Consider the following 24,478-nt stretch of genomic DNA (forward strand, 5'->3'; position numbering starts at 1 on the left):
CCTTCGTCGACGTTCCGTCACGACGGCGTGAGGCGCGGCTTTTTGGCCCGAACCGGGTACCCGGTTCGGGCCAGAAGACACCCTCGGAAACGGCCGCACGCTGGCTGGTCCGTACCTGTCCCGGAACGTGACGTTCTGCTGTCATGGTCCCGCCAACCCCCCACAGGAGAACCCGGGCTGGCGACATGACCGAAGGGAGCGTCATGTTCAACGCACTGGCCATCGGCGGCGCGTCCGCCGTTCTGCTGGCCGCCCCGCTCAGCTCCTCCGCCCACACCCCCGGCGGGTGGGGCACCCCGCCGCCCGACAAGATCGTGATCGACCTCGTGACCGTCAACGGCTCGGGGTGTCCGGCCGGGACGGCGGCCGTCGCGGTCTCCCCCGACAACACCGCGTTCACCGTCACGTACAGCACCTACATGGCACAGGTCGGCAAGGGCTCCTCGCCGACCGACATCAGAAAGAACTGCCAGCTGGCGCTGAACGTCCACGTCCCGCAGGGCTTCACCTACGCGATCGCCTCGGCCGACTACCGCGGCTTCGCCCACCTGGAGAAGGGCGCCACCGCGCAGGAGCGGGCGAACTACTACTTCCAGGGCATGCCCCAGACGGCCTCCGCCACGCACCCGTTCAAGGGGCCGTTCTCCGACGACTGGCAGACCAACGACACCACGGACGTCTCCGCCCTCGTCTACAAGCCCTGCGGTGAGGAGCGCTATCTGAACATCAACACCGAGCTGCGGGCCGGGGCCGGCACCTCCGACACGACCAACACCACCAGCTTCATCAGCATGGACTCGACCGACGCCTCCATCAACACCATCTACCACTTCTCGTGGAAGGAGTGCCCACCGCCCAAGTAGCGCGCACGCGGGCCGCCCGGCACAGCGCGGGCGGCCCGCACCCCGTCAGTTGTCGGCGACGAACTGCCTGGCCAGCGCCTCGCCGAGCGAGACCGCCGCATTGTGGCTCTCGATCGGCTTCACCTGCGAGTTCTTGAAGAGGATGTACGTGACGCCGGAGTCGGCGCCGCCGGTGGCCGGGTCGGGGTCCATCCCCAGCGCCTTGGCGGTGGCGTAGGACGCCTCGCCGATGACCTTCGAGGGGCCGGTGTCGCCGACCACCGCGTACTCCACCCTGCCCTTGTAGATCACGGCGGCCACACCGCCGCCCTTGATCCCGGACGAGCCGTGGTCCCAGATCGAGCTGGAGCCGGGCACCACGACGTACGGGAGCTTCTCGGCGCTCAGCGGCCGGCCATCGGACTGATGGAAGGCGGTGTCGCCGTGGAACGAGCGGTCGGTGCCGCGGTTGCAGGCGGTGGTCGGCCGGCCGTCGCAGTCGATGTCCAGGTCCGCCTTCCAGAACACGGCCCCGTTCATGTCGCACACCGCGACGGTGGCGGCGCTCTCGCTGTCGGTCCTGTACCTGCCTTGCGAGATCTGGTCGCAGGTCTTCACCCTGGCCAGCAGTTCGGCGGCGAGGGTCACGCTCCGGGTGGTCGCCGGGAGAGCGGCGGTGGCGAGCAGGACGGCACCGGAAGCGGCGGCGAGGGCGAGCGTTCGCGTACGCACGTGGGGACCCTTCTCTCAGGAAATTTTCTAGCCAACCGGGACAATCTGACCCGTTTGCCTGAGTACGTCGACCCGGCTGCGCCAAATGGACGCGGCCCCGTCCACGAGAGGACAAGGGCCGCGCCCGCTTCACCCGCCCGCGGACGAGTTCTGACGAAGTGTCACCCAGCTGGGCGCACCACCATCGCCGAACCGCCACCGCGCCGGACCTTCTCGGCCGCCGCCACCCAGCGGCCGTCGGCAAGCCGCTCCACCCCGGTCGCCGCGCCGATCACCGGGTTGAGCGTGAACTTCTGTCCCAGCGCCTCCAGTTGGGCCTTCAAAGGGCTGTTGTAGAGCCCGGGCTCCAGTTCGGTCGCCGCCGCGTTGCGCTGGCTGGCGCGCGGGGCCGCGATCGCGTCGACCAGCGGCAGCCCCCGGTCGAGGTGCCCGACGAGCGACTGGAGCACCGTGGTGATGATGGTCGCGCCGCCCGGCGATCCGAGCGCGAGCACCGGCCTGCCGTGACCGTCCAGGACGATCGTCGGCGACATGGAGGAGCGCGGCCGCTTGCCCGGACCCGGCAGGTTCGGGTCGTGGACGGCCGGGTTGGCCGGGGCGAACGAGAAGTCCGTCAGCTCGTTGTTGAGCAGGAAGCCCCGGCCGGGCACGGTGATACCGCTGCCGCCGGTCTGCTCGATGGTGAGCGTGTACGAGACGATGTCGCCCCACTTGTCGGCCACCGTCAGATGCGTGGTGTTCTCGCCCTCGTACGTGGTGGGCGAGGCCTGCCCGGAAGTCGCGCAGGGCGCCGGGTGGCGGGGGTCGCCGGGCGCCAGCGGGCTGGTCAGGGCCTTGGTGTCGCTGATGAGACAGGCCCGCGAGTCCGCGAACCGCTGCGAGAGCAGCCCCTTGGTCGGGACGTCCTCGAAGGCCGGGTCGCCCACCCAGCGGCCCCGGTCCGCGAAGGCCACCCGGGTCGCCTCGATGTAGCGGTGCAGGTACTGGGCCTCGGACGCCTTCGACAGGTCGGTGCGCTCCAGGATGTTCAGCGCCTCGCCGACCGTGGTGCCGCCCGAGGACGAGGGCGCCATGCCGTAGACCTTCAGGCCCCGGTAGTCCACCTTCGTCGGCGCCTGGTGCTTGACCGCGTACGCGCGCAGGTCCTTCTCGGTGAGGTCGCCGGGGCGGGCGACCCGGGCCGAGCCGGACGCGACGGGGGGCTTGCGGACGGTCCGTACGATGTCCCGTCCCAGGTCGCCGCGGTAGACGGCGTCCACGCCCGTGCGCCCCAACTCCTCGTAGGTGCGGGCGAGATCGGGGTTCTTGAGCTTCGAGCCGACCACCGGGAGCTGTCCGCCGGGCAGGAAGAGCTTCGCGGTGTCCGGGAAGTCGGCGAACCGCGCCTGGTTGTCGGCGGTCTGCTGGCGGAAGGTGTCGTCGACGGTGAAGCCGTCGCGCGCGATCTTCTCGGCGGGCTTGAGGAGGCGGCTCAGCGGCTTGGATCCCCAGGCGCCGAGAGCCGCGTCCCAGGTGGCCGGGGTGCCGGGGGTGCCGACGCTGAGCCCGCTGGTCACCGCGTCCGGGAACGGCAGCGGTTTGCCGTTCTCCAGGAACAGGGACGAGGTCGCGGAGTGGGGCGCGGTCTCGCGGCCGTCGATGGTGTGCACGGTACGGGACTTGGCGTCGTAGTAGACGAAGTACCCGCCGCCGCCGATGCCCGACGAGTACGGCTCGGTGACGCCGAGGGCGGCGGCCGTGGCGACGGCGGCGTCCACCGCGTTGCCGCCGTGCTTGAGGACCTCGATGCCGGCGGCGGTGGCGTCCGCGTCGACGCTGGCGACGGCGCCCCCGTAGCCGATCGCCTCGGGCGTCTTGGCGGGCGGGGGCGCGGTTCTCGGCGGGGCGGCCGCGACCGAGGTCGCCACGGCCGCGGCGACGGCCAGTAACGAGAGACTGCGGACGGCGGAGCGACGCATGCGTACCTCCTGGGTGCGAATGTCCGCGCAGCGTAGCGCCGCGCCCTCGGTCGCGTCAGGACCGTCCTCGAAGGCGACACGAACACGACATCGAACTCCCGCTAACATGCCCGCCCATGAACGACGACGTGCGCAACATCGTGCTGGGAGTGGTCGCCGCGGGCATCAGCGCCGCCCTGGGCTGGCTCACCCGCACCTATCTCTGGAACCGCAGGCTCCGCCGCAAGCAGGCGTTCTTCGGGCTGCCGACCCACTCCGAGTGCCTGCTCGTCGTCAACCGGGACGCGGGGGCGGAGGGCGCGGTGCACCGGTTCGACGTGTTCGCGCTCCTGGAGCTCGCCTCGCTCATCAAGGACTGCGGGGCCCACGCCCGGATCGTCCAGCACGACCTGACCCAGCAGGGCTTCGGGGAGCGCACCGAGTTCTGTCTGGGCGGCCCGTACTCGAACCGCCGGATGGCGGCGCACCTCTCCGCGCTGCTGCCCGGTGTGGCGATGAACGTGGACACCGAGCCCGGCCCGGACCGGGGCGCGCTCACCATCGGCGGGGAGAAGTACCGGGTGGAGGGCGGGGTCACCGAGTACGTGATCCTCGCCCGGGTCACCGCGGGCCAGGGGCAGCGGCCGGTGTTCCTGTTCTGCGGCCAGCGCGCGATAACCAACCAGGCGGCCACCCGCTATCTCGCCCGCAACCACCAGAAGCTGGCCCGCAAGCACGGCAACGGCACGTTCTGCCTGCTCCTGAAGGTCGTCAACTCCCTGGCGTACGGCCCGGACGTGGTGGAGGTCGTCGCCGACGTCACCCGCGCGGCCCTGACCCCGGCCCCGGCAGCCGGAGCGGCAGCGATTTGATTCCGTTGATGAAGTTGGAGACCAGCCTGCGGGGCGGCCCGGCGAGCTCGTAGCCGGGCAGCAGCCGCAGCGCCTCCTCGTGCAGCACCCGTAGCTGGAGCCGGGCGAAGTGGGCGCCGAGGCAGACGTGCGGGCCGTCCCCGAACGAGACGTGCGGGTTGGGCGCACGCGTGAGGTCGAGCTGGTGGGGGCGGGTGAAGACGCGCTCGTCGTGGTTGGCGGAGGCGTGGAAGACCACCACCTTGTCGCCCGCGCGCACCCGCTGCCCGGCGAGCACGGTGTCCCGGGCGGCGGTGCGGCGGAAGGTGAGCACCGGCGGGTGCCACCGCAGCAGCTCGTCCACGGCCGTGTCCAGCGACGCCTCGCCCGCGCCCAGCGCCCGCCGCTGGTCCGGGTGCTCGGCAAGCGCCAGGAAGCCGCCGGGCGCGGCGCTGCGGACGGTGTCGTTGCCCGCCACGGTCAGCAGGAAGAAGAACATCTCCAGCTCGGCGTCGGCCAGTTCGGAGTGCGCCAGCGAGGTCATGATGTCGTCGGCGGGCGCGCGCCGCTTGTACGCGGCCAGCTCCTGGGCGTACGCGAACATCTCGCGCAGCATCGCGGGCGAGCGCGGGTTGACCGGCCGCCCGTCGGGGCCGAGCACCGGCGGCTCGTCCGGGTCCTGGTAGCCGATGACCCGCTCGGTCCATTCCAGGAGCAGCCCCCGGTCGCCGCCCGGCACGCCGAGCAGGTCCGCGAGGTTGAGCAGCGCGTAGTCGTCGGTGACCTCGGTGACCAGGTCGAACACCCCGCCCTCGGCGCCGTCGCGGGCCGCGCCCAGCAGGGTGCGCGCCCGGGTTCGTACCGCCGCCTCGAACCGGTCGGTGCGGCCGGGTGTGAAGGCGCGGCTGACCAGGCGGCGCAGTCGGCCGTGCTGCGGAGGGTCCTGGTTGAGCATCATGCGGCGGATGAACGGCAGGTCGTCGGGGTCGGGGTCGCGGATCTGGGTGGCGCCCAGCGTGGAGGAGTAAGCGACCGGGTCCTTCAGCACCCGGACGACGTCGGCGTGCCGGGTGACCGCCCAGAAGCCGGGCCCGGCGGGCCAGCCCAGCACCTCGTACTCCTCCTGCCAGGCCACCGGGTGCCGCTCGCGCAGCTCCCGGTAGTCGTCGTGGGGCGGCCCGGCGGCGTACCGGCGAGGGTCGAAGACGTCCGGCAGATCACTCATCGCACCAAGGTGACGGCAACCGGACGCCCGCGACAAGAGTGCCCGGCCGGGTCAGAACGGGCAGCGCTCCAGGGTGAGCGTGGTGTCGTTGCCCTTCAGGACCACGGTGACCGCGCCGCTGTCCTCCCTCGCGTGCGCCGCGGTGCAGGACAGCTGCTGGCGGGCCACGGCGGAGAAGTCGCGGACGGGGCGGTACACCGTGATCCGTACGGTGGTGCCGTCCAGCTCCATCCCCATCGCGCCGAAGTAGCTGGGCAACTCCGAGGTCAGCCCCGCGGCCCGGTCGGCGTCCCGGGGCCCGTCGAACAGCATCATGACCGCCCGGCCCGCGGTCGCCTTCCCTTCGGTGTCCCGGATGACGGGCAGCACTCCGTCGGGGCCCTTGAGGTAGACGGCCACGCCGCCGTGGGCGGCGTCCGGCACCGTCTGCACGAGCGCCGGGTCGCCCACCTCCACGACCCCGGAGGGCCGCACCCCGCACGCGGCGGGCAGCAGCACGGCGGGCAGCAGCAGCGCGAGCACGCCGGTCCTCGGCCGCCTCATGACACCGGCTCCGCCGACAGCGGCTCCCCCGGCAGCGGCTCCGCGACCGGCGGGCGCAGCGGCAGCACCACGGTGAACACGGCGCCCCCGTCGGGGTGGTTGGCGGCCCGGACCGTGCCGCCGTGCAGCCGGACGTTCTCCAGGGTGATGGCCAGGCCGAGACCGCTGCCCACCGAGCGGGTCCGGGCGGCGTCGGCCTTGAAGAAGCGGTCGAAGATGTGCGGCAGCACGTCCGGGGCGAGTCCGGGGCCGCTGTCGTGCACCTCGGTCACCACCCGGGGGCCCTCGGGGAGCTCCTCGGTGCGCAGCGTCACCCGGACCGGCGCGGCGCCGTGCCGCAGCGCGTTGCCGACGAGGTTGGCGACGACGATGTCGAAGCGCCGGGGGTCGAGCATCGCCCGTATCCCGTCGGGGAGTCCGACGACGACTTCCTCCTCCCACCGTCTGCGCTGGAGCGTCTTGGCGATGGTCTCGGCCACGTCCACCTCGTCGAGGTTGAGCGCGGCGGCCTTGGCGTCGAAGCGGGAGATCTCCATCAGGTCGTCCACCAGCGTGGCGAGCTTGCCGGTCTCGGCGGAGACTAGCCGTACGGCGGCGGCCGTGTCGGGGTCGAGCCGGTCGGCGTCCTCGTCGAGCACCTCCGTGACGGCGAGCATCCCGGCGAGCGGGGTGCGCAGCTCGTGCGAGACGTCGGCGGCGAACCGGCGGGCCCTGGCCTCGGCCTTCTGGAGCTCCTCGACGGACCGCTCCAGCTCCCGGGCCGACTCGTTGAACGTCCAGGCCAGATCGGCCAGTTCGTCCGAGCCCTTCACCTCGATACGGGTGTCCAGGCGCCCCTTGCCCATACTGCTGGCGGCCCGGCGCAGATCGCGCACCGGCCGCAGCACGCTGCGCGCGGCGAGCAGCGCCGGCACCAGCGCGATGGCGAGCGCGGGCAGCGCGCCGTCGCGGGCGGCGTTGACCATCGCCTGGACGGTGTCCTCCTCGGCGTTGAGCGGCATCACCGCGTACACCATGATCCCGCTGGGCTGTGTCGGCTGCATCCCTTCCTTGCCGAGCCGCACCGGCATGCCCATGGTCAGCCAGGGCTTACCGTCCTTCACCACCCGCTGGAAGGTGCCGTGCGGATTGGCGCCGGCGCGGCGGCGCAGGTCCTCGGAGAGGAGGGCGGAGGTGGGCTGGCTGACGTTGGAGGCGCGCAGCGTGCCGTACTCGGCGTACACGTACCAGGGGTGCGGCTTGCCCTGGCGGCCCACGGTGAGGCTCAGCTGGCGCAGGGAGTCGCGGGTCATCGGCAGCTCGACCTTCTGGGCGCCGATCTGTTCGCGCAGCTGGTCGACCGCGGTGTCCTGGGCCTGCTGGAGGATCGCCGAGCGGGCCTCCTGGTAGATGAGGGTGGCGGTGGTGCCCGCGGCGATCACCGCGACCAGCAGGAAGGCGGCCACCAGCCGGGCCCGCAGGCCGATGCGCCCGAGCCGTTTGAGCGCGCGTATCACCGCAGCGGTCCGAAGCGGTAGCCGAAGCCGCGGACGGTCTGGATGTAGCGGGGGCTGCCCGACACGTCCTCGATCTTGTTCCGCAGCCGCCGCACGCAGGCGTCCACCAGGCGCGCGTCACCGTGGTAGCTGTGCTCCCACACCGACTCCAGGAGCTGCTGGCGGCTGAAGACCTGCTCCGGGGAGGCCGCCAGGTGCAGCAGCAGCTTCAGCTCGGAGGGGGCAAGCTGCAGCCGCTCGCCCGACTTGGCGGCGGTGAGCCCGGCCCGGTCGAGGGCGAGTTCGCCGTGGAATTCGAGGCCGGGGCGCCCGCCGGGGTCGGCGAGGCGGCGCAGCACGGCCCGGATGCGGGCCTCGATGACCTCGGTGCGGGCGGGCTTGACGATGTAGTCGTCGGCGCCCGCCTCCAGGCCCACCACCACGTCGAAGTCGTCGCCGCGGGCGGTGAGCATGATGATCGGCAGCTGGCTGGTCTCGCGGATGCGGGTGCAGACCTGGACGCCGTTGATGCCGGGCAGCATCAGGTCGAGCAGGACCAGTTCGGGCTGGAAGGTCTTGAGCGCCGCGAGCCCCGCCTCGCCGGTCTCGGCCGCGCGCACCTCGTGGCCGCGCCGGCGCAGACCGAGCTCGACCCCTTCCCGTACGGAGGGGTCGTCCTCTATGAGCAGCACGCGTGGCATGAGCGTCAGTATCCCAGGAGTCTCAGGGGTCTCGAATGTCGCGGTGGTCTCACTTGCCGCGGAGGCCTCGGCCGGGCGGCCGGGGCCGGTCAGCGGCCCCGGCCGCCCCGCAGCTTGCCGATCATGTCGTTGATCCCGTCGAGCCGCAGCGGCCGCGCCAGCAGCGCCACCGTCACCAGCAGCACGGCGGATCCGGCCCCGGTCGCCGCGATGTCGCCGAGGCCGTCGGCCGCGCGGGCCGCCGCGTACCCGAGCAGCGCGGCGGGCACGCAGCCCAGCAGCAGCCGGCCGTGGGCGGCGAGCGAGGGCGAGCGCAGCAGCCCGCCGCCGCCGAGCCTGCGGTCCAGGGTGTAGGCGGTGACCGCCCACCCGGCGAACAGGGCGAGCGAGTACGCCCCGGCCATCCCGGTGACCGCCCAGCGCGCGGGCAGCAGCACATAGGCGAGGGCGGACAGGCCCGCGTTGCACCCGGCGATCACCAGGTTGAGCACGAACGGGGTGCGGGTGTCGCTCAGCGCGTAGAACCCACGCGAGAGCACGTACTGCCCGGAGAAGGCGATCAGCCCGGGCGCGAACGCCATCATCATCCCCGCCATCACCGACACGTCGGCCGGGGACGTCTTTCCGTACCCGAAGACCGCGCCCATCAGCCAGGGCGCGAGCGCGAGCAGCGCGCAGGCGGCCGGGACGATCATCGCGGCGCTGGTGCGCAGCCCGTAGGAGAGGTCGCGCCGCACCCCCGCCGGGTCGTCGTCGGCGGCCGCGCGGCTCATCCGGGGCATCAGCGCGGTGAGTATCGAGACGGTGGCGATGCCGTGCGGCACCACCCAGAGCATGTACGCGTTGGTGTACGCGGTGTAGCCCGCGCCGCCGGCCACGCCCTGGTCGTGGGCGTGCTGCCCGGCGGTGGTGGAGAGCCGGGTCACCACCCAGTACGCGGCCTGGTTGGTCAGGACGAGCAGCACCAGCCAGCCCGCCGAGCGCAGCGGGCGGGTGATACCGCTGCCGCGCCAGTCGAACCGCGGCCGCCAGCGGAACCGGGCCGCGCTCAGCGCCGGGAACAGGGCGAGCGCCTGCACCACGATCCCGGCGGTGGTGCCCCAGCCCAGGATCCGGGTGTCGGTGGCGCTCAGGGTGGAGCCGGAGGTCCCGGCGGTCGCCAGGTAGAGGCCGAACACCGCGATCACGACGAGGTTGTTGAGGACCGGCGTCCACATCATCGCGCCGAACCGGCCGCGCGCGTTGAGCACTTGTCCCAGCAGCGTGAACAGGCCGTAGAAGAGGATCTGCGGCAGGCAGTAGCGGGCGAAGGCGACCGTGAGGTCGCGCTGGGCGCCGGTGTAGTCGGTGTAGAAGTCGATGATCCGCGGTGCGGCGAGCACCGAGAGGGCCGTCATCGCCACCAGGGCCGCGGTGCACGCGGTGAGCAGCCGGTCGGTGTAGGCCTTGCCGCCGTCGGCGTGCTCCTTGGCGGCGCGGACCAGCTCGGGCACGAAGACCGCGTTGAGGGTGCCGCCTATGAGCAGGGTGTAGAGGATGTTGGGGATGGTGTTGGCGACCGTGAAGCCGTCGCCGACGAGCCCGGTGCCGAGCGCAGCGACCACCACGGCGGAGCGCACGAACCCGGTCGCCCGCGAGACGACCGACCCGGCCGCCATCACCGCGCCGCTGCGCGCCACGGACGCCTTGGCCGCGTGCCGGGGTCCGGTGTGGACCGGGGCCGTCACCGGCGTGCCAGATAGGCCTGGAACGCGCGGTACAGCGCGTGGTTGGCGGTACCGCTCATCGGTGTCTCCCACTCCCCCAAGGTCTCGACCACCTGTCCGCCGGTGCCGAGCTTCCAGCGCAGCAGGCCGAACGGGCGATCTTGTGGATCAAGGGTGGAGGGTACCCCGCGCATGTCGTACACATCGGCGCCGAGGGCGTGGGCGTCGAGCATCATCTGCCACTGGAGGGCGTTGCTGGGCCGCACCTCGCGGCGGTGGTCGGCGGAGGCGCCGGTCTGGTACCAGACCCGCCGGCCGGCCGTGATCATGGTGTGGGCGGCGAGCACCTCGCCGCCGTGGACCGCGAGGTAGAGGCGCATCCGGCCCGGCTGCTCGGCGTTGAGCACCGCGTACTGGCGCTCGTAGTACGCCAGCGACCGGCCGAGCCGGAAGCCGTCGCGCTCCTCGGTGACGCGCAGCAGCCGGTAGAACTCGGGCAGGTCGGCCGCGCCCCCGGTGACCACCTCCACGCCCGCCTTCTTGGCGGTGCGCACGTTGCGGCGCCACTCCTGGTTGAGCCCGGACCACAGCTCGTCGGGGCCGCGCCCGGCCAGCTTGACCTGGAAGACGTGGCGCGGCTGGGCGTCGGCGTCGCCGTCGTCGCCCCCGCAGCGCCGCCAGCCGCGCGCCCGCAGCCGCTCGGCGACGGCCGAGCCGAGCGGGTCCACCTCGGTGGCGAGCACGTCGCCGACCCTGCGGCCGGGCCCGGTCGCGGACTTCAGCAGCGCTGCGTCCCAGCGCCGGTAGGCGGGCGAGGGCCCGATGCGTACGGCGAAGGCGCCCGCCCGGCGCAGATGGCGCAGCAGCGGCCCCAGCCAGCGGTCGATGTCGGGGTCGGTCCAGTCCGCGACCGGGCCCTCGGGCAGGTAGGCGAAGTATTTCCGGGTGCCCGGGAATTGCCGGTAGAGCACCAGGGCCGCGCCCTTCAATTCACCCGTGTCAAGGTGCCAGCCGACCCTTTCCGCGGACCATTGGTCCTTCACCTCGGCCCACGAGGGGTGCTGCAGGAAACTCACGTCGGTACGGCCCGCCAGAAAGGACCGGTACTCGGCGACGGAGAGACCGCGCACCCGCAGGTCCTGATCCTGGTCGCCGCTCACGAGCAGTGCGGACACGTGGGTGACCCCCCCAAGTACGCCCCGCCTTCGGTGCCGCGGGGATGCACAGGATGCTCACAGCGGACCATGACCGGGTCGCGCGACGTATGTGACCGGACGGTGACAGTTCCTCTGCGGTGCTCGTCACAATCGAAATCCCGAGATTCCCCGCGCTTTCCGCAACCTAGAGTCGAGTTACCGACTCTCTCCTATGGAGAAGCATTGCTACGGAGGTTTTCCAGTTGAGCCGCATACGCCGCCACACCCCGCTCCGCCGCCGCCCGGTCCGTAACGCCGCGATCGTCGGCACCGCTGTCCTCGCCGCGGCCCTCACCGCCTGTTCCGGCGGCTCGGGCGGGTCCGGCGACGGCAAGGGGGGCGCCGCCGATCTGGCGGGCGCGGGCAAGAAGGCCGAGATATCGGTGAACCTGACGGGCCAGCAGGCGAAGGCGGGCGAGCCGGTGAAGGTCACCCTGGCCGCCGGCAAGCTCCAGGAGGTCACGGTCACCGACGCCAAGGGCGGGAAGCTGGCGGGGAAGACCGGCGCCGACGGCAGGACCTGGACCTCGGACCGGGTGGCCGCGCCCGGCACGACGTACGCGGTCGAGGCGAAGGACGACAAGGGCTCCACCGCCAAGGCCGGTTTCACGACCGCCGCCGCCGACAAGGTGAACAAGCTGTCGCTCTCGCCGGGCAAGGACACCACGGTCGGCGTCGCCCAGCCGCTGTCGATCGTCTTCGACCACCCGGTGAAGAACAAGGCGGCCGTCGAGAAGCAGCTCAAGGTGACCACCTCGGACAACACCCTGGGGTCCTGGGGCTGGATGGAGGACTACTCCGGCAAGTCCCGCGTCGACTGGCGGCCCAAGGACTACTGGAAGTCCGGCACGAAGGTCACCCTCGAAGCGGACCTCAACGGCGTCGACTCGGGCAGCGGCTGGTTCGTCAAGGACTACAAGACCGGCTTCACCGTCGGCAGGAACCAGGTCGTCAAGGTCGACCTCGACAACCACCGCCTGAAGCTCTACCGCGACGGCGCCGTGGTCAAGGACATCCCGGTGTCGGGCGGCACGCCCGGCGGCGACAAGCGGTCCTGGCGCGGCAAGGCCGTCCTGATGGCGAAGGAGGGCACGATCAACATGAACTCCGAGACGGTCGGCCTCGGCGACGCCTACAACAAGATGGTCGACTACTCGATGCGCCTGACCTGGTCCGGGATGTACGCGCACGCCGCGCCCTGGAACGCCCAGTACTTCGGCAACACCAACCACAGCTCCGGCTGCATCGGCATGAGCGACTCCAACGCCAAGGAGCTGTACGGCACGGTGCAGGTCGGCGACCCGTTCGAGATCGTCGGCGACGACACCAAGGGCCCCCAGGCGGTCAACAACGGCTACGGCGAGTGGAACCTCAGCTGGGAGCAGTGGCAGAAGAAGAGCGCCCTGACCGGCGGCTCCACCTCGGGCGCCTAGAGACCCGGCAACACCGTCACTCCCACCAAGGAGAGCGGCGCCCTCGTCGCGTATCTGTACGACGAGGGCCCGCTCGGCCTCGGCAAGCCGGTCGCAACGCCCCCTACACCTTGTGGTGGACACCGTCGACCCGCTCTACATCGAGCACAACCCGACCGGCGCGCAGCTGACCTTCTCCTCGCCCGCGTCAGACCCGTCGTATCTGACGGTCCCTCTCCGCGAAGAGTGATCACCGGCTGCTGCCGGGTGGGCTTGCCCCCTGGCTACTGCACTCCCGGCAGCAGCGTCCCTGGTTCGGCCGGGGCGACTTCCACGGCCTCCGTCTTGGGATTGCGCTTCTGTCTCCTGGCCATCCAGGTGGCGAACCAGGAGAGCAGCATGCACATCCCGATGTAGATCGGCGAGATCACCATCACCACGGGGATGAACGGCAAATCGTAGTCGAGATTCGAAGCGATGAGCTTCCCCGCGTGCAGGAACTCCTCATAGGTGATCAGATAGCCGAGCGAGGTGTCCTTCAGCGCGACCACCAGCTGGCTGATGATGGTCGGCAGCATCGCCCGGATCCCCTGCGGGACCAGCACGTACGTCATGACCTGCGTCTTGCGCATCCCGAGTGAGAATGCCGCCTCCTTCTGGCCGCGTTCCACGGAGTTGACGCCGGAGCGGAAGACCTCGGCGAGCACCGAGCCGTTGTAGAGCGTCAGTCCGGCCACCAGCGCCGGCAACGGCTGCACCTTCAGCGCCACGAAGATGAAGAAGATCATGACCAGGACGGGCATGGCGCGGAAGAACTCGACCAGCAGCGTGGCGAGCCAGCGCACCGGCCGGTGGTCGGAGAGCCGCCCGGTCGCGAGCACCGCGCCGAGCGCCAGCGAGAACAGGGCCGCGAACCCGAACGCCTTGAGCGTGTTGCCGAGCCCGCGCAGCAGCAGCCGCTGGATCCCCTCGTACTCGAAGGGACGCCACTTGGTGGCGGTGAACTGGTCGGTGTCGAACAGGAGGTAGACGATCCAGCCGACCAGGGCGAGGAGCAGGACCGTCGAGACGAGCCCGTAGAGCAGGTGCCGCTGCTGGGTCCTGGGACCGGGGATGTCGTAGAGGGCGGTGGCTTCTCTGGACAGCTGTGCGGTCATCGGGCGACTCCCCAGTACTTCTCCATGAGGTTGAAGACGGCGCTGATGGTGAGCGTGATGATCAGATAGCCGACGGCGATCCAGATGAACGTCCAGATGATGTCGTAGCCGAGCTCGCTGAGCGTCTTGTACGTGCCGAGCAGCTCGGTGACGCTGAACGCGCCCGCGATGGCGGAGTTCTTGGCGAGCGCGATCAGCGTGGAGCCGACCGGCGGGATGACCGAGCGGAAGGCCTGAGGCAGGACCACGGCCGACAGGGTCTGGCTGAAGGTCATCCCCAGGCTCCGGGCCGCCTCGCCCTGGCCGGTGGGCACGGTGTTGATGCCCGAGCGCAGCGCCTCGCAGATGAACGCCGAGGTGTAGCAGCCGAGCGCGATCACCGCGAACAGCTTGAAGGGGAGCACCAGGCCGAAGCGCGGCAGCCCCAGCAGCACGGCGAAGAACAGCAGCGTGAGCGGGGTGTTGCGCAGCACGTTCACCCAGACGGTGCCGAGCGCCCGGAACGAGCCGACCGGCGAGACCCGGAAGGCCGCCATCAGGAAGCCCAGCGCGAGCGCCACGGCCGAGGCGTAGACGGTGAGCTCGACCGTGCCGAGGAAGCCCTTGCCGTACAGCGAGAAGTTCTTGGTCAGTACGTCCATGCGGGGCCTCAGCTCGCCGGGTAGCGGTCGATGGGCGGGGCGGGCGCGGCCTTGCGTCCCGACAGGCCGAGCGTCGCGTCGTACGCCTTCTGCCAGTCGCCGTTCTTCTCGTGGGTCTCGATGGCGTTGTCGAGGGCGAACCGCAGGGCGTTGTCGCCGCGCGGCACGCCGACGCCGTACGGCTCCTTGGAGAAGGGCTTGCCGACCACCTTCAGCTCGTCGGGCACCTTGGCCGCGTACCCGCTGAGGATGGTGTCGTCGGTGGTGACGGCGGCGACCTGGAAGGTGAGCAGGTTGTCCACACAGACGGAGTACGTGTCGTACGCGACGAGATCGGCCTTCGGGTAGTCCTTCTGGATGCGCTGGTACGGGGTGGAGCCCGCGGCCGAGCAGACGCGCTTGCTGTTGAGGTCCTGCGGCCCCTCGATGTCCTTCTCGTCGGTGCGCACCAGCAGGCCCTGGCCGGCCAGGTAGTACGGCCCGGCGAAGCCGACCAGCTTCTTGCGGTTGTCGTTGATGGTGTAGGTGCCGACGTAGTAGTCGACCTGGCCGTTCTGCAGCGCGGTCTCGCGGTTGGCGGAGGCGATCGTCTTGAAGGAGATCGTCTTCGGGTCGAAGCCGAGCGAGGCGGACATCATCTTGGCGATCTCGATGTCGAAGCCCGAGTAGACGCCGGTGGCCGGGTCCTTCTCGCCCATGTACGGCTGGTCCTCCTTGGCGCCGACGACCAGGTGCCCGCGGTTCTTCGCCCGCCGCCACACCGGGGAGTCGGGCAGCGAGAAGCCCGTCATGACCTGGTAGTGGGGCAGCAGTTCGGCCTTGGGGCCCTTGACCGGCGGGCTGCCCGACTTGCCGCATCCGGCGGCGGCCAGGACCAGCGCAAGCGCGGCCAGCGCGCGTCGCGTACGCGTCATGGTTGCGTCCACTCCCCGTTCAGTGCTTGAGGATCTTGGAGAGGAAGTCCTTGGCTCGGTCGCTGTGCGGGTTGGTGAAGAAGTCGTCGGGGGTGCGGTCCTCGACGATCTTTCCGTCGGCCATGAAGACGACGCGGTTGGCGGCCGAGCGGGCGAAGCCCATCTCGTGGGTGACGACGACCATGGTCATGCCGTCGCGCGCCAGCTGCTGCATGACTTCCAGGACCTCGTTGATCATCTCGGGGTCGAGCGCGGAGGTGGGCTCGTCGAAGAGCATGACCTTGGGGCTCATGGCGAGCGCGCGGGCGATGGCGACGCGCTGCTGCTGGCCGCCGGAGAGCTGCGCGGGCAGCTTGTCGGCCTGGGAGGCGAGGCCGACCCGGTCGAGGAGTTCGCGCGAGCGCTGGTCGGCCTCCTCCTTCTTGCGGCCCCGGACCTTGATCTGGGCGAGCGAGACGTTGGCGAGGACGGTCCGGTGGGCGAAGAGGTTGAAGGACTGGAAGACCATGCCGACTTCGGCGCGCAGCGCCGCCAGCCCCTTGCCCTCCTCGGGCAGCGGCTGCCCGTCGATGGAGATCGACCCCGACTCGATCGCCTCCAGGCGGTTCATCGTCCGGCAGAGCGTCGACTTGCCCGACCCGGACGGGCCGATGACGACCACCACCTCCCCGCGTCCGACGGTGAGGTTGATGTCCTGGAGGACGTGCAACTTCCCGTAGTACTTGTTGACGTCACGCAGCTCGATCAACGGATCGACGGCCATACGCTGTCCTGCCCACTCATCGCTGTGTCGAGGTCAGCGCAAACTATCCAGCCCGGAAAGGGACTTCACCTCGACACGCACGAACAGGACATAAACCGTATTTTGGGTTAGGGGACGGTCGGCCCGTCAGATCTCCGCGGCCTCCGCGTAGATCTGCGACAGCTCGGGCGTTCCGCTCGCCGCCCACTCGGTCCCGGCGCCCACCACGTCGATCTCGCGCCCCGAGGCGAGCCGCACCACCGGCTCCCCGCTCGGCCACACCTGCCAGGAGGCGCCCTCGACGGTGCGCACCAGCACGGTCCCCAGGTACAGCCCCGCGTCGTTGCCGAGGCCCGGCAGCTCCTCCGGGTCGTCGCGCCAGTGCGGCGGCAGCTGGTCGAGCGCCGCCAACGACGCGGGGCTGTCGTCGAGTTCGAGCCCGGCCTGCTGCGCCCTGACGCGCAGCAGCTCGCACTCCGCGAGGAGCTCGCCCACGCCCTCCGGATCGGTCTGCACCGCCTCGGCGAGCGCCGCCGTCCGCTGCGAGCCGTGCCGCTTGCGCCAGTTGTCCAGGATGTTCATGGCGTCAAGCGTCCCATTCGCACAGACCTGCGCACCACAGGGCACGCGGAGTGCGATTCTCAGATCTCCAGGTCTACGACCACCGGGGCGTGGTCCGACGCGCCCTTGCCCTTGCGCTCCTCGCGGTCCACATAGCTGTCCTTGACGGCCTTGGCGAAGGGCGCGTTGCCGTACACCAGGTCGATGCGCATGCCGCGGTTCTTGGGGAAGGACAGCTGGCGGTAGTCCCAGTACGTGTACGGCCGGTCGTACTTCAGGGGGCGGGGCACCACGTCGGACAGGCCCGCCTCGCGCAGCGCGGCGAGCGCGGCCCGCTCGGGCTCGGTGACATGGGTCTGGCCCTCGAAGAACGCCACGTCGAAGACGTCCTCGTCGGTCGGGGCGACGTTGAAGTCGCCGAGCACCGCGAACGGCCGCTCCCCCGCCGCGTCCTGGGCGACGGCCGCCTTCAGGGCCTCGAACCAGGCCAGCTTGTACGCGTAGTGGCCGTGGCCGACCTCCCGGCCGTTCGGCACGTACACCGACCACAGGCGCACTCCGCCGCAGGTCGCCGAGACGGCGCGGGGCTCCAGGGTGTCCTCGAAGCCGGGGTCGCCGGGCAGGCCGAGCACCACGTCGTCCAGGCCGACCCGGGAGACCAGCGCCACCCCGTTCCACCGCCCCGTCGCGTGGACCGCCGACTCGTAGCCCAGCTCGCGGAGCTCGGCGGCGGGGAAGCCCTCCAGGGTGGTCTTGGTCTCCTGGATGCACAGCACATCCGTGCCGGTGCTCTCCAGCCAGGCCAGGAGACGGGGCAGCCGGGCGGTGATCGAGTTGACGTTCCAGGTCGCGATGCGCATGTCCCCCAGCCTAACGGCGGGGTGTGACACTCACCCGTGTCAGAGCTGCGCCGAGTCCCCCGGGCTCAGCCGGGCGTGGTCGGCGCCGCCCAGATTGCCCAGGTGGGTGTCGTAGATGGGCCGGGCCAGGTCGGTCAGGAGCGCGTCGTGGATGTCGATGGCGCGGCGCGGCTTGACCTCCCGTACGTACTCGATCACCTCGGAGATCTTGCTCCAGGGCGCCTGCACCGGCAGCATCAGCGTGTCCACCGGGTGGTCCGGGACGGTGAGCGCGTCGCCGGGGTGGAAGAGCGAACCGTCCACCAGGAAGCCGACGTTGGTGATCCTCGGGAGGTCCGGGTGGATCACCGCGTGCAGCTCGCCGTGGACCTGGACGTCGAACCCGGCCGCGTGGAAGGCGTCGCCGTGCCCGACGGTGTGGACGCGGCCGGGGAACGCCGCCGAGATCTTCTCCGCGACGCTGCGCAGGGTCCAGATATCGGCCGCCGGATTGGCCTCCAGGGCGGTCCGCAGCCGGTCCTCGGCGAAGTGGTCGGGGTGCTCGTGGGTGACGAGGACGGCGTCCGCGCCGAGCGCGGCGTCCGCCTCGCTGAAGGCGCCGGGGTCGATGACCAGCGTCCGGCCGTCCTTCTCCAGCCGGACGCACGCGTGGGTCTTCTTGGTCAGCTTCAGGCTCATGACCCCATCCTGCTACGGCGGGCGCCGCCTCGCCCGGACGGCTCAGTGCTGCGGGGTGGTCTCCTCGCGGATGACGGCGGCGGCCGCCCGGAAGGCCGCGCCCGCCGCCGGGAGGCCGCAGTACACGGACGTCTGGAGCAGCACTTCCCTGATCTCGTCGGGGGTGAGCCCGGCCCGCAGCGCGGCGCGGGTGTGGGCCGCGACCTCGTCGAGGTGGCCGCCCGCGACCAGCGCGGAGAGCGCCACGACGGCCCGGGTGCGCCGGTCGAGCCCGTCGCGGGCCCACACCTCGCCCCAGGCGTAGCGGGTGGCGAGCTCCTGGAAGTCGCCGGTGAAGCCGTCGGCCTCGGCGGTCTCGGCGTCCACGCGCGCGTCCCCGAGGACCTCGCGCCGCAGCTTCATGCCCTGTTCGTACGGGTCGGGCCGGCCGGGGACCTCGGGCGCCGGGGCCGGTACGGGCTCGGCGGCCATCGGGACGGGCACGTGCAGGGTCTGCGGCGACGGCGAGGCGGCGGCGACCGGCGGCGCGGGCGGCACCGGGATCGCCGGGAGCGTCTCGTGCCAGGCCGTCGAGAAGTGGTGCACCAGCAGGTCGGTGACGGCGGCGGGCTGCTCGACCGGCGCCAGGTGCGCGGCGCCCGGCACCACCGCGAGCCGCGCGTCGGGCACCCCGGCGACCAGGGTGCGCGCGTCGCCGGGCCCGGTCACCCGGTCCTCGGCGCCGGCCAGCACCAGCGTGGGGACGCCGATACGGGCGAGGTCGGCGCGGATGTCGAAGGCGGCCAGCGCCTCGCAGGCCGCGATGTAGCAGCCGGGGTCGGTGGTGCGGACCATCTGGACGGCCCACTCGACGATGGCGGGCTGCGCCGCCGCGTACGCGGGCGTGAACCAGCGCTCGGGCGCGCTGCGGGCCATCGGGTCCATGCCGTTGCTGCGCACGACCACGCCGCGCTGGCGGAACTCGTCGGCGGTGCCGAACCGGGCCGAGGCGGCGATCAGCGCCAGCGAGGCGAGCCGCTGCGGGTGGCGCAGGGCCAGATCGGCGCCGACGGCCGCGCCGATCGCGCTGCCCGCGTAGCCGAACCGCCGCACGCCCAGCTCGTCCAGGGTGGCGATCAGCCGGTCGGCGAGCTCGGAGACCGAGACCGCCGGGTGGGCCGGGGCGCCGCCGTGGCCGGGAAGGTCGAACCGCACGATCCGCCAGGTCCCGGCGAGTTCGGGTATCTGGCGGTCCCACATGTGCCAGGTCGTCCCGAGCGAGGGGCCGAGCACCAGGACCGGCGCGTCGTCGGGACCGTCGATCCGGTACTGGAGGGTCGGCGCCTTCGCGGGCTCGGGCGTCTCGGTCACAGGCGTCTCAGTCACGTCGCTCACTCGCTCCAGACTAGTGAGCGGACCGGCACGCTCCGGTCAGGGGGTCGCGGTAGCCGCCCGTCCGGTCACGGCGTCGCCGTGGAGACCACGAAGACGACCGGGTTGTCCGGGTCGCTCTCGTCCACCGTGATGTCCTGCGTGGGCAGCGGGTCCTTCTGGGCGTGCCGGGTGCCCGCCCAGTCGTGGCCCGACGGGAAGGACCAGCCGACCGTCCTCGCGTCCGTCGCTCCGATCGCCACCGAACCGGGCCGCAGCGCCGCCGTACTGGTGCCGGAGTCCTTCAGGAACTCGGCGAGACCGGCCGCGGTGGTCTTGAACTGCACGTACAGCTTGCTGACCGCCCAGCTGTTGGTCTCGAGGTACTTGACGTCCGTGGCGGACGAGGGGACCGGCACGTCGTAGATGCGCCGCTGGGTCTTGGACGGCCAGTCGTTCTGCAGCCCGGTCGCCGAGGCCTCGCTCTCCTTGTCGCGGCCGCTGTCGCGGCTCTGCCCGGCGGAGATGGCCAGGTAGCCGGCCGGGACCCCGATGAGCAGCACGATGATGATCGCGGTGAGCCAGCGGCGGCGGATCATGTGCCGGTGGTCCTCCGGGGCCGGGGGCTGGTCCGGGGACGGGGACTGGCGCGGCACGGCGGGCCGCTCTGCGGGGGTCATCACGGCGATCCCTGGGTGGTGCGGGCGGAGCTCGACTTGCGGACGGCCTCGGCGACCTGGGCGTACCGCTCGTAGCGCTCCACCCGGCGGCGGTTGGCTCGGCGGAAGCGGCGGGCGACCAGACGGGCCAGGTCGGCGGCGCCGACCATACCGGCCTCGGGGCCCAGCTGCGCCTTGGCGATACGGGCCTCCGGCCGGTAGCCGCGGCCGGTCAGATGGCGCCGGAAGGCGTCCCTGGCCGGGCCGATCAGCAGGTCGTCGGCCGCGCTGACGCCGCCGCCGACGACGAAGCAGGACGGGTCGAGGGCGGCCGCCAGGTTGGCGATGCCGACGCCGAGCCACTGGCCGATGTCCTGGAGGAGCTCGACGCACATGGCATCGCCCTCCCGGGCGAGCTCGGTGATCAGCGGCCCGGTGATGTCGGGGATGTTGCCCTTGACCCGCTCCAGGATGTTGTACGCGACCGGCGAGTCCGCGACCGCCAGCTCGCGGGCCTCGCGGACCAGGGCGTTGCCCGAGCTGTACTGCTCCCAGCAGCCGCGGTTGCCGCACGGGCAGCGGTGGCCGCCGGGCACGACCTGCATATGGCCGAACTCGCCGGCCACGCCGTACTTGCCGCGCTTGACCCGGCCGTCCTCCAGGATCGCGCCGCCGATGCCGGTGCCGAGTGTGATCATGACGAGGTGGTCCTCGCCGCGGCCCGCGCCGAACCGCCACTCGGCCCAGGCGGCCGTGTTGGCGTCGTTGTCGACCATGACGGGGACGGCGAGCCGGGACTGCAGGGCGTCCCGCAGCGGCTCGTTGCGCCAGGCGAGGTGCGGGGCGAAGAGAATGGTGCTGCGGTCGGCGTCGACCCACCCGGCCGCGCCGATGCCGACGGCGTGCACGTCGTGGCGGTCCGAGAGGTCCAGGACCAGCTCGGTGATGGTGTCCTCGACGACCTTGGGGCTCTTGGACTTGTCCGGCGTCTCGGTGCGGATCTTCTCCAGGATGGTGCCGTCGGCGTCGACGACGCCCGCCATCACCTTGGTGCCGCCGATGTCGATGCCGACGGTGGGGACGCGGGGTGCGGTCAGGTGCGAGCGGCGCTCGCGGGTGCCGACGGTGCGCAGGACGGTGGCCCGGGCGGAGCCTCGGTAGGTGTTCATCGGGCCGCACCCCTTCGCGCAGGGAGAGGGGTGTCCTGGAGTGCTCGCACGAGGGGTGTCGTCCCTGGAGGTCTCGGGGAGCCGGGGTGACCGGCGGCGGACGGCGCCCGCCGTGCCCGATTCTGCCACCCCGGCCGGGACCCGACCTCGTGTGCCCGGGCCGCCCCGGCCGTTACTCGCCGGTGTCGGCGGCCCCGCCGCCCAGGTGCGGCTCGGGGGCCCGCTGGAGCTCGTGGCTGAGCTCCTCCAGCTCGCTGCCGCCCGCCATCTGGCGGGTGAGCTCGTCCAGGGTGATCTGGGTGCGCAGATGGCTGCCGGTCATCGTGCCGCGCTTGAGCAGCACGAACCGGTCGCCGACCAGATAGGCGTGGTGCGGGTTGTGCGTGATCAGGACCACGCCGAGGCCCGCGTCCCGGGCGGCCGCCACGTACTTGAGCACGACGCCGGACTGCTTGACGCCGAGCGCGGCGGTGGGCTCGTCCAGGACCAGGACCTTGGCGCCGAAGTAGACGGCGCGGGCGATCGCCACGCACTGGCGCTCGCCGCCCGACAGGGTGCCGATGGGCTGGTCCACGTCGCGCAGGTCGATGCCCATGCGCAGCAGCTCCGCGCGGGTGGTGCGGCGCATCAGGTCGACGTCGAGGCGCTTGAAGGGGCCCGCGCCCTTGGTCGGCTCGGAGCCGAGGAAGAAGTTGCGCCACACGGGCATCAGCGGGACGACCGCGAGGTCCTGGTAGACGGTGGCGATGCCCCGGTCCAGCGCCTCGCGCGGGTTGCTGAGCGAGACGTCCTCGCCCTCGATGCGGAAGGCGCCGGCGTCGTGCCGGTGCAGCCCCGCGATGATCTTGATGAGGGTGGACTTGCCGGCGCCGTTGTCACCCAGCACACAGGTGATCTCGCCGCCGTGCACCTCCAGGGAGACGCCTTCGAGGGCGCGGATGTTGCCGTAGTACTTACTGACGTCGTCGAGCTCCACCAGGGGGCTCGCGGCGCTCTTGGTCAGGGTCGCGTCCGTCATGCCGTCGCCTCCGCCCGCTTGCGCACCCAGGCGTTGAGCAGGGTGGCCAGCAGGAGCATCGCTCCCAGGAAGAACTTGAACCAGTCCGGGTTCCACTCGGCGTAGACGATGCCCTTGCTGGTCATGCCGAAGATGAACGCGCCGACCGCGGAGCCGATCGCCGAGCCGTAGCCGCCGGTGATCAGACAGCCGCCGATGACGGCCGCGATGATGTAGATCAGCTCGTTGCCGACGCCCTCGCCCGACTGGACCACGTCGAACGAGAAGAGCAGGTGCTGGCCGGAGATCCAGGCGGCGAACGCCACGCCCATGTACAGGCCGATCTTGGTCTTGTAGACCGGCACGCCGACCGCGCGGGCCGCGTCCGCCTCGCCGCCGACCGCGAAGATCCAGTTGCCGAAGCGGGTCCGCAGCAGGACCCAGGTGGCCAGCGCGACCAGGCCGAACCACCACAGGATGGTCACCTTGAGGTCGACCGAGCCGATGGACAGCTGGGAGGCGAACACCTTCTTCGCCGAGGCGAAGCCCTCCATGTCGGCGATGGACTTGGTGGAGACCGTACCGCTGATCAGCTTGGTGAAGCCCAGGTTGAGTCCGGTCAGCATGAGGAAGGTGCCGAGCGTGATGATGAAGCTGGGCAGTTTGGTACGGGTCAGCATGAAGCCGTTGAACGCGCCGAGGGCGAGCGTGGTCAGCAGCGAGACCCCGACGCCCACCCAGACGTTCGCGGTCATCTGGTAGCTGAACATCGACGACACCAGCGCCGACGTCGTCACCAGCACACCGGCCGACAGGTCGAACTCGCCGCCGATCATCAGCAGCGCCACCGGCACCGCCATGATGCCGATGGTCGACGCCGCGTACAGGACGGTCGAGAGGCTGGAGGCCCGCAGGAAGCTGTCGGCGACGACCGAGAAGAAGACGAAGACGGCGACGGCGCCCACGACCGAGCCGAGCTCCGGGCGGCCGAGCAGCTTGCGCAGCACCGACCGGTGGATCAGCCGCTCGTCCTTCGCGGACGCCGGCGCTGGGGCGGTGGCGGTCATCGGGTCCCCCGCTTCGTGTAGTCCTCCAGCTTGGCGGCCGCGTCCTTGGTGATGATCTGGGGTCCGGTCAGCACCGGCAGCCCGCCGCCGAGGACGTCGCCGTTGTACTTGTAGAGCCAGAGCAGGTCCACGGCCTCGTACCCCTGGAGGTAGGGCTGCTGGTCGACGGCGAAGCCGAGGGTGCCGTCCTTGAGTTCGGCGGCGACCTTGGCGTTCAGGTCGAAGGTGTCGACCTCGGCGGAGCTGCCCGCGGAGCCCTTGGCCTTGACGGCGGTGTCCGCGAACGGCGCGCCGAGCGTGACCACCGCGTCGATGGACTTGTCCGCCTGGAGCTTGGCCTCGATGGAGGACTGCACGTCGGGCATGTTGGTGCCGGTGACGTAGAGGTTCTGCAGCTCGCCCTTGAAGGCCTTCTTGGTGCCCGCGCAGCGCTGCTCGTGGCCCACGTTGCCCTGCTCGTGCAGGACACAGAGCGCCTTCTTCTTGCCGCGCTTGTTGAGCTCCTCGCCGACGGCCTCGCCCGCGATGGTCTCGTCCTGCCCGATGTGGGTGAGCGCGCCGTACTCCTTGGACTTCTCGGAGCCCGAGTTCACCGTGATGACCGGGATACCGGCCTTGGCGGCCTTGGCGACGACGTCCTTCATGGCGTCCGGCTTGGCGAGCGTGACGACGATGCCGTCGACCTTCTGGTCGATGGCCGCCTGCACGAACTGCGCCTGCTGCTGGCCCTGGTCGCTGTGCGAGTACAGGAAGTCGATGTTGTCCTTGACGGCGGCCTGCTTGGCGCCGCTCTGGACGATGTCCCAGAAGGTGTCGCCGTCGCCCGAATGGGTGATCATGGCGATCTTCCAGCGGGGCGTGTTCACCGCCGCCTTGCCCTGCGCCGAGGCGGCCTTGCGCGCGTCCTCGGCGCGCTTGCCCCCGGTACTGCTGCATCCCACCAGGGAAGCTCCGAGCACCGCCGCCAGCACCGCGCCGATCGCGCGTACCCCTGTCCGAACCCTTGCCACGACGCCGTGCTCCTCTTGCTGTACTCCCAGGTGCGTCCGGGACTGGTGCGGAC

Annotated in this window: 24 protein-coding genes and 1 pseudogene; 4 read left to right on the forward strand and 21 right to left on the reverse strand. The window is 71.3% G+C overall.

The features are described 5' to 3' along the window. Window positions 1–203 precede the first annotated feature (203 nt). Complete coding sequence (locus IE252_RS19630) at window positions 204–863, forward strand: DUF4360 domain-containing protein (protein ID WP_190090742.1); 660 nt, start codon at window positions 204–206, stop codon at window positions 861–863. 45 nt (window positions 864–908) lie between these two features. Here the strand turns inward: IE252_RS19630 and IE252_RS19635 are convergent, their stop codons facing one another. Then, entirely contained in the window at window positions 909–1,574 is a 666-nt protein-coding gene (locus IE252_RS19635) for a glycoside hydrolase family 75 protein (RefSeq protein WP_190090743.1), read from the reverse strand. A gap of 161 nt (window positions 1,575–1,735) precedes the next feature. Continuing rightward, complete coding sequence (ggt, locus tag IE252_RS19640; RefSeq protein WP_190090744.1) at window positions 1,736–3,532, reverse strand: gamma-glutamyltransferase; 1,797 nt, start codon at window positions 3,530–3,532, stop codon at window positions 1,736–1,738. A gap of 116 nt (window positions 3,533–3,648) precedes the next feature. Between ggt and IE252_RS19645 the strand changes: the two genes are divergently transcribed. Next, the gene (locus IE252_RS19645) at window positions 3,649–4,383 is read left to right on the forward strand and encodes a hypothetical protein (protein ID WP_190090745.1); all 735 of its coding nucleotides are present in this window, start codon (window positions 3,649–3,651) and stop codon (window positions 4,381–4,383) included. On the opposite strand, the gene IE252_RS19650 is transcribed toward IE252_RS19645, so the two are convergent. The 6 genes from IE252_RS19650 to IE252_RS19675 all read right to left on the reverse strand — a co-directional run bounded on the left by IE252_RS19650 (window position 4,331) and on the right by IE252_RS19675 (window position 11,187). Beyond that, entirely contained in the window at window positions 4,331–5,587 is a 1,257-nt protein-coding gene (locus tag IE252_RS19650; protein WP_190090746.1) for a cytochrome P450, read from the reverse strand. The two genes, IE252_RS19645 and IE252_RS19650, sit on opposite strands and share 53 nt — an antisense overlap. A 51-nt stretch (window positions 5,588–5,638) precedes the next feature. After that, window positions 5,639–6,130, reverse strand: coding sequence for a hypothetical protein (locus tag IE252_RS19655; RefSeq protein WP_190090747.1), 492 nt, complete (start codon window positions 6,128–6,130; stop codon window positions 5,639–5,641). Continuing rightward, window positions 6,127–7,626 carry an ATP-binding protein gene (locus tag IE252_RS19660; RefSeq protein WP_229848585.1) on the reverse strand — a complete coding sequence of 500 codons (1,500 nt, stop codon included), beginning with the start codon at window positions 7,624–7,626 and terminating at the stop codon, window positions 6,127–6,129. Before IE252_RS19660 ends, IE252_RS19655 begins: the two co-directional genes overlap by 4 nt. Next, window positions 7,623–8,306, reverse strand: coding sequence for a response regulator (locus IE252_RS19665; protein ID WP_190090748.1), 684 nt, complete (start codon window positions 8,304–8,306; stop codon window positions 7,623–7,625). The genes IE252_RS19660 and IE252_RS19665 overlap by 4 nt, the downstream gene beginning before the upstream one ends. An 89-nt stretch (window positions 8,307–8,395) precedes the next feature. Beyond that, the gene (gene murJ, locus IE252_RS19670) at window positions 8,396–10,033 is read right to left on the reverse strand and encodes a murein biosynthesis integral membrane protein MurJ (protein WP_229848586.1); all 1,638 of its coding nucleotides are present in this window, start codon (window positions 10,031–10,033) and stop codon (window positions 8,396–8,398) included. Beyond that, window positions 10,030–11,187, reverse strand: a complete 1,158-nt coding sequence (locus tag IE252_RS19675; RefSeq protein ID WP_190090749.1) for a lipid II:glycine glycyltransferase FemX — start codon at window positions 11,185–11,187, stop codon at window positions 10,030–10,032. Before IE252_RS19675 ends, murJ begins: the two co-directional genes overlap by 4 nt. Window positions 11,188–11,411: 224 nt before the next feature. Here IE252_RS19675 and IE252_RS19680 point away from each other — a divergent pair, with 224 nt between their 5' ends. Next, window positions 11,412–12,641 (forward strand): L,D-transpeptidase, encoded by a 1,230-nt coding sequence (locus IE252_RS19680; RefSeq protein ID WP_190090750.1) that lies wholly within the window; start codon window positions 11,412–11,414, stop codon window positions 12,639–12,641. A gap of 12 nt (window positions 12,642–12,653) precedes the next feature. After that, a pseudogene (locus IE252_RS19685) lies at window positions 12,654–12,870 on the forward strand (acyl esterase); the annotation flags it as partial. Between the two features lie 34 nt (window positions 12,871–12,904). Here IE252_RS19685 and IE252_RS19690 read toward each other — a convergent pair. The 13 genes from IE252_RS19690 to IE252_RS19750 form a co-directional block, all read right to left on the reverse strand. Continuing rightward, a complete protein-coding gene (locus IE252_RS19690) occupies window positions 12,905–13,777 on the reverse strand; it encodes an amino acid ABC transporter permease (protein WP_190090751.1) in 873 nt (290 codons plus the stop codon). Further along, on the reverse strand, window positions 13,774–14,418 hold the full coding sequence (locus tag IE252_RS19695; RefSeq protein ID WP_190090752.1) for an amino acid ABC transporter permease: 645 nt from the start codon (window positions 14,416–14,418) through the stop codon (window positions 13,774–13,776). Before IE252_RS19695 ends, IE252_RS19690 begins: the two co-directional genes overlap by 4 nt. Window positions 14,419–14,426: 8 nt before the next feature. After that, window positions 14,427–15,332, reverse strand: a complete 906-nt coding sequence (locus IE252_RS19700) for a glutamate ABC transporter substrate-binding protein (RefSeq protein WP_190090753.1) — start codon at window positions 15,330–15,332, stop codon at window positions 14,427–14,429. Window positions 15,333–15,351: 19 nt separating this feature from the next. Continuing rightward, complete coding sequence (locus tag IE252_RS19705) at window positions 15,352–16,095, reverse strand: amino acid ABC transporter ATP-binding protein (RefSeq protein ID WP_190090754.1); 744 nt, start codon at window positions 16,093–16,095, stop codon at window positions 15,352–15,354. Window positions 16,096–16,221: 126 nt separating this feature from the next. Beyond that, on the reverse strand, window positions 16,222–16,656 hold the full coding sequence (locus IE252_RS19710; protein ID WP_101390832.1) for a DUF6278 family protein: 435 nt from the start codon (window positions 16,654–16,656) through the stop codon (window positions 16,222–16,224). A 59-nt stretch (window positions 16,657–16,715) separates the two neighbouring features. Further along, a complete protein-coding gene (locus tag IE252_RS19715; RefSeq protein ID WP_101392686.1) occupies window positions 16,716–17,495 on the reverse strand; it encodes an exodeoxyribonuclease III in 780 nt (259 codons plus the stop codon). Window positions 17,496–17,534: 39 nt separating this feature from the next. Beyond that, a complete protein-coding gene (locus IE252_RS19720; RefSeq protein WP_190090755.1) occupies window positions 17,535–18,173 on the reverse strand; it encodes an MBL fold metallo-hydrolase in 639 nt (212 codons plus the stop codon). Window positions 18,174–18,215: 42 nt separating this feature from the next. Continuing rightward, the gene (gene pcaDC / locus IE252_RS19725; RefSeq protein WP_190090846.1) at window positions 18,216–19,556 is read right to left on the reverse strand and encodes a bifunctional 3-oxoadipate enol-lactonase/4-carboxymuconolactone decarboxylase PcaDC; all 1,341 of its coding nucleotides are present in this window, start codon (window positions 19,554–19,556) and stop codon (window positions 18,216–18,218) included. A 56-nt stretch (window positions 19,557–19,612) separates the two neighbouring features. Next, the gene (locus tag IE252_RS19730; protein WP_190090756.1) at window positions 19,613–20,203 is read right to left on the reverse strand and encodes a hypothetical protein; all 591 of its coding nucleotides are present in this window, start codon (window positions 20,201–20,203) and stop codon (window positions 19,613–19,615) included. Next, a complete protein-coding gene (locus tag IE252_RS19735) occupies window positions 20,203–21,351 on the reverse strand; it encodes an ROK family glucokinase (protein WP_190090757.1) in 1,149 nt (382 codons plus the stop codon). Before IE252_RS19735 ends, IE252_RS19730 begins: the two co-directional genes overlap by 1 nt. A gap of 172 nt (window positions 21,352–21,523) precedes the next feature. Continuing rightward, window positions 21,524–22,369: an ATP-binding cassette domain-containing protein gene (locus tag IE252_RS19740; protein ID WP_190090758.1), complete on the reverse strand. Its 846-nt coding sequence runs from the start codon at window positions 22,367–22,369 to the stop codon at window positions 21,524–21,526. Next, window positions 22,366–23,415: an ABC transporter permease gene (locus tag IE252_RS19745; RefSeq protein WP_190090759.1), complete on the reverse strand. Its 1,050-nt coding sequence runs from the start codon at window positions 23,413–23,415 to the stop codon at window positions 22,366–22,368. The genes IE252_RS19740 and IE252_RS19745 overlap by 4 nt, the downstream gene beginning before the upstream one ends. After that, window positions 23,412–24,425: a sugar ABC transporter substrate-binding protein gene (locus IE252_RS19750; RefSeq protein ID WP_373298578.1), complete on the reverse strand. Its 1,014-nt coding sequence runs from the start codon at window positions 24,423–24,425 to the stop codon at window positions 23,412–23,414. The genes IE252_RS19745 and IE252_RS19750 overlap by 4 nt, the downstream gene beginning before the upstream one ends. Between the last annotated feature and the right edge of the window lie 53 nt (window positions 24,426–24,478).

Origin of the sequence: Streptomyces melanogenes, assembly GCF_014649795.1 — a bacterium.
Taxonomy (GTDB): domain Bacteria; phylum Actinomycetota; class Actinomycetes; order Streptomycetales; family Streptomycetaceae; genus Streptomyces; species Streptomyces noboritoensis.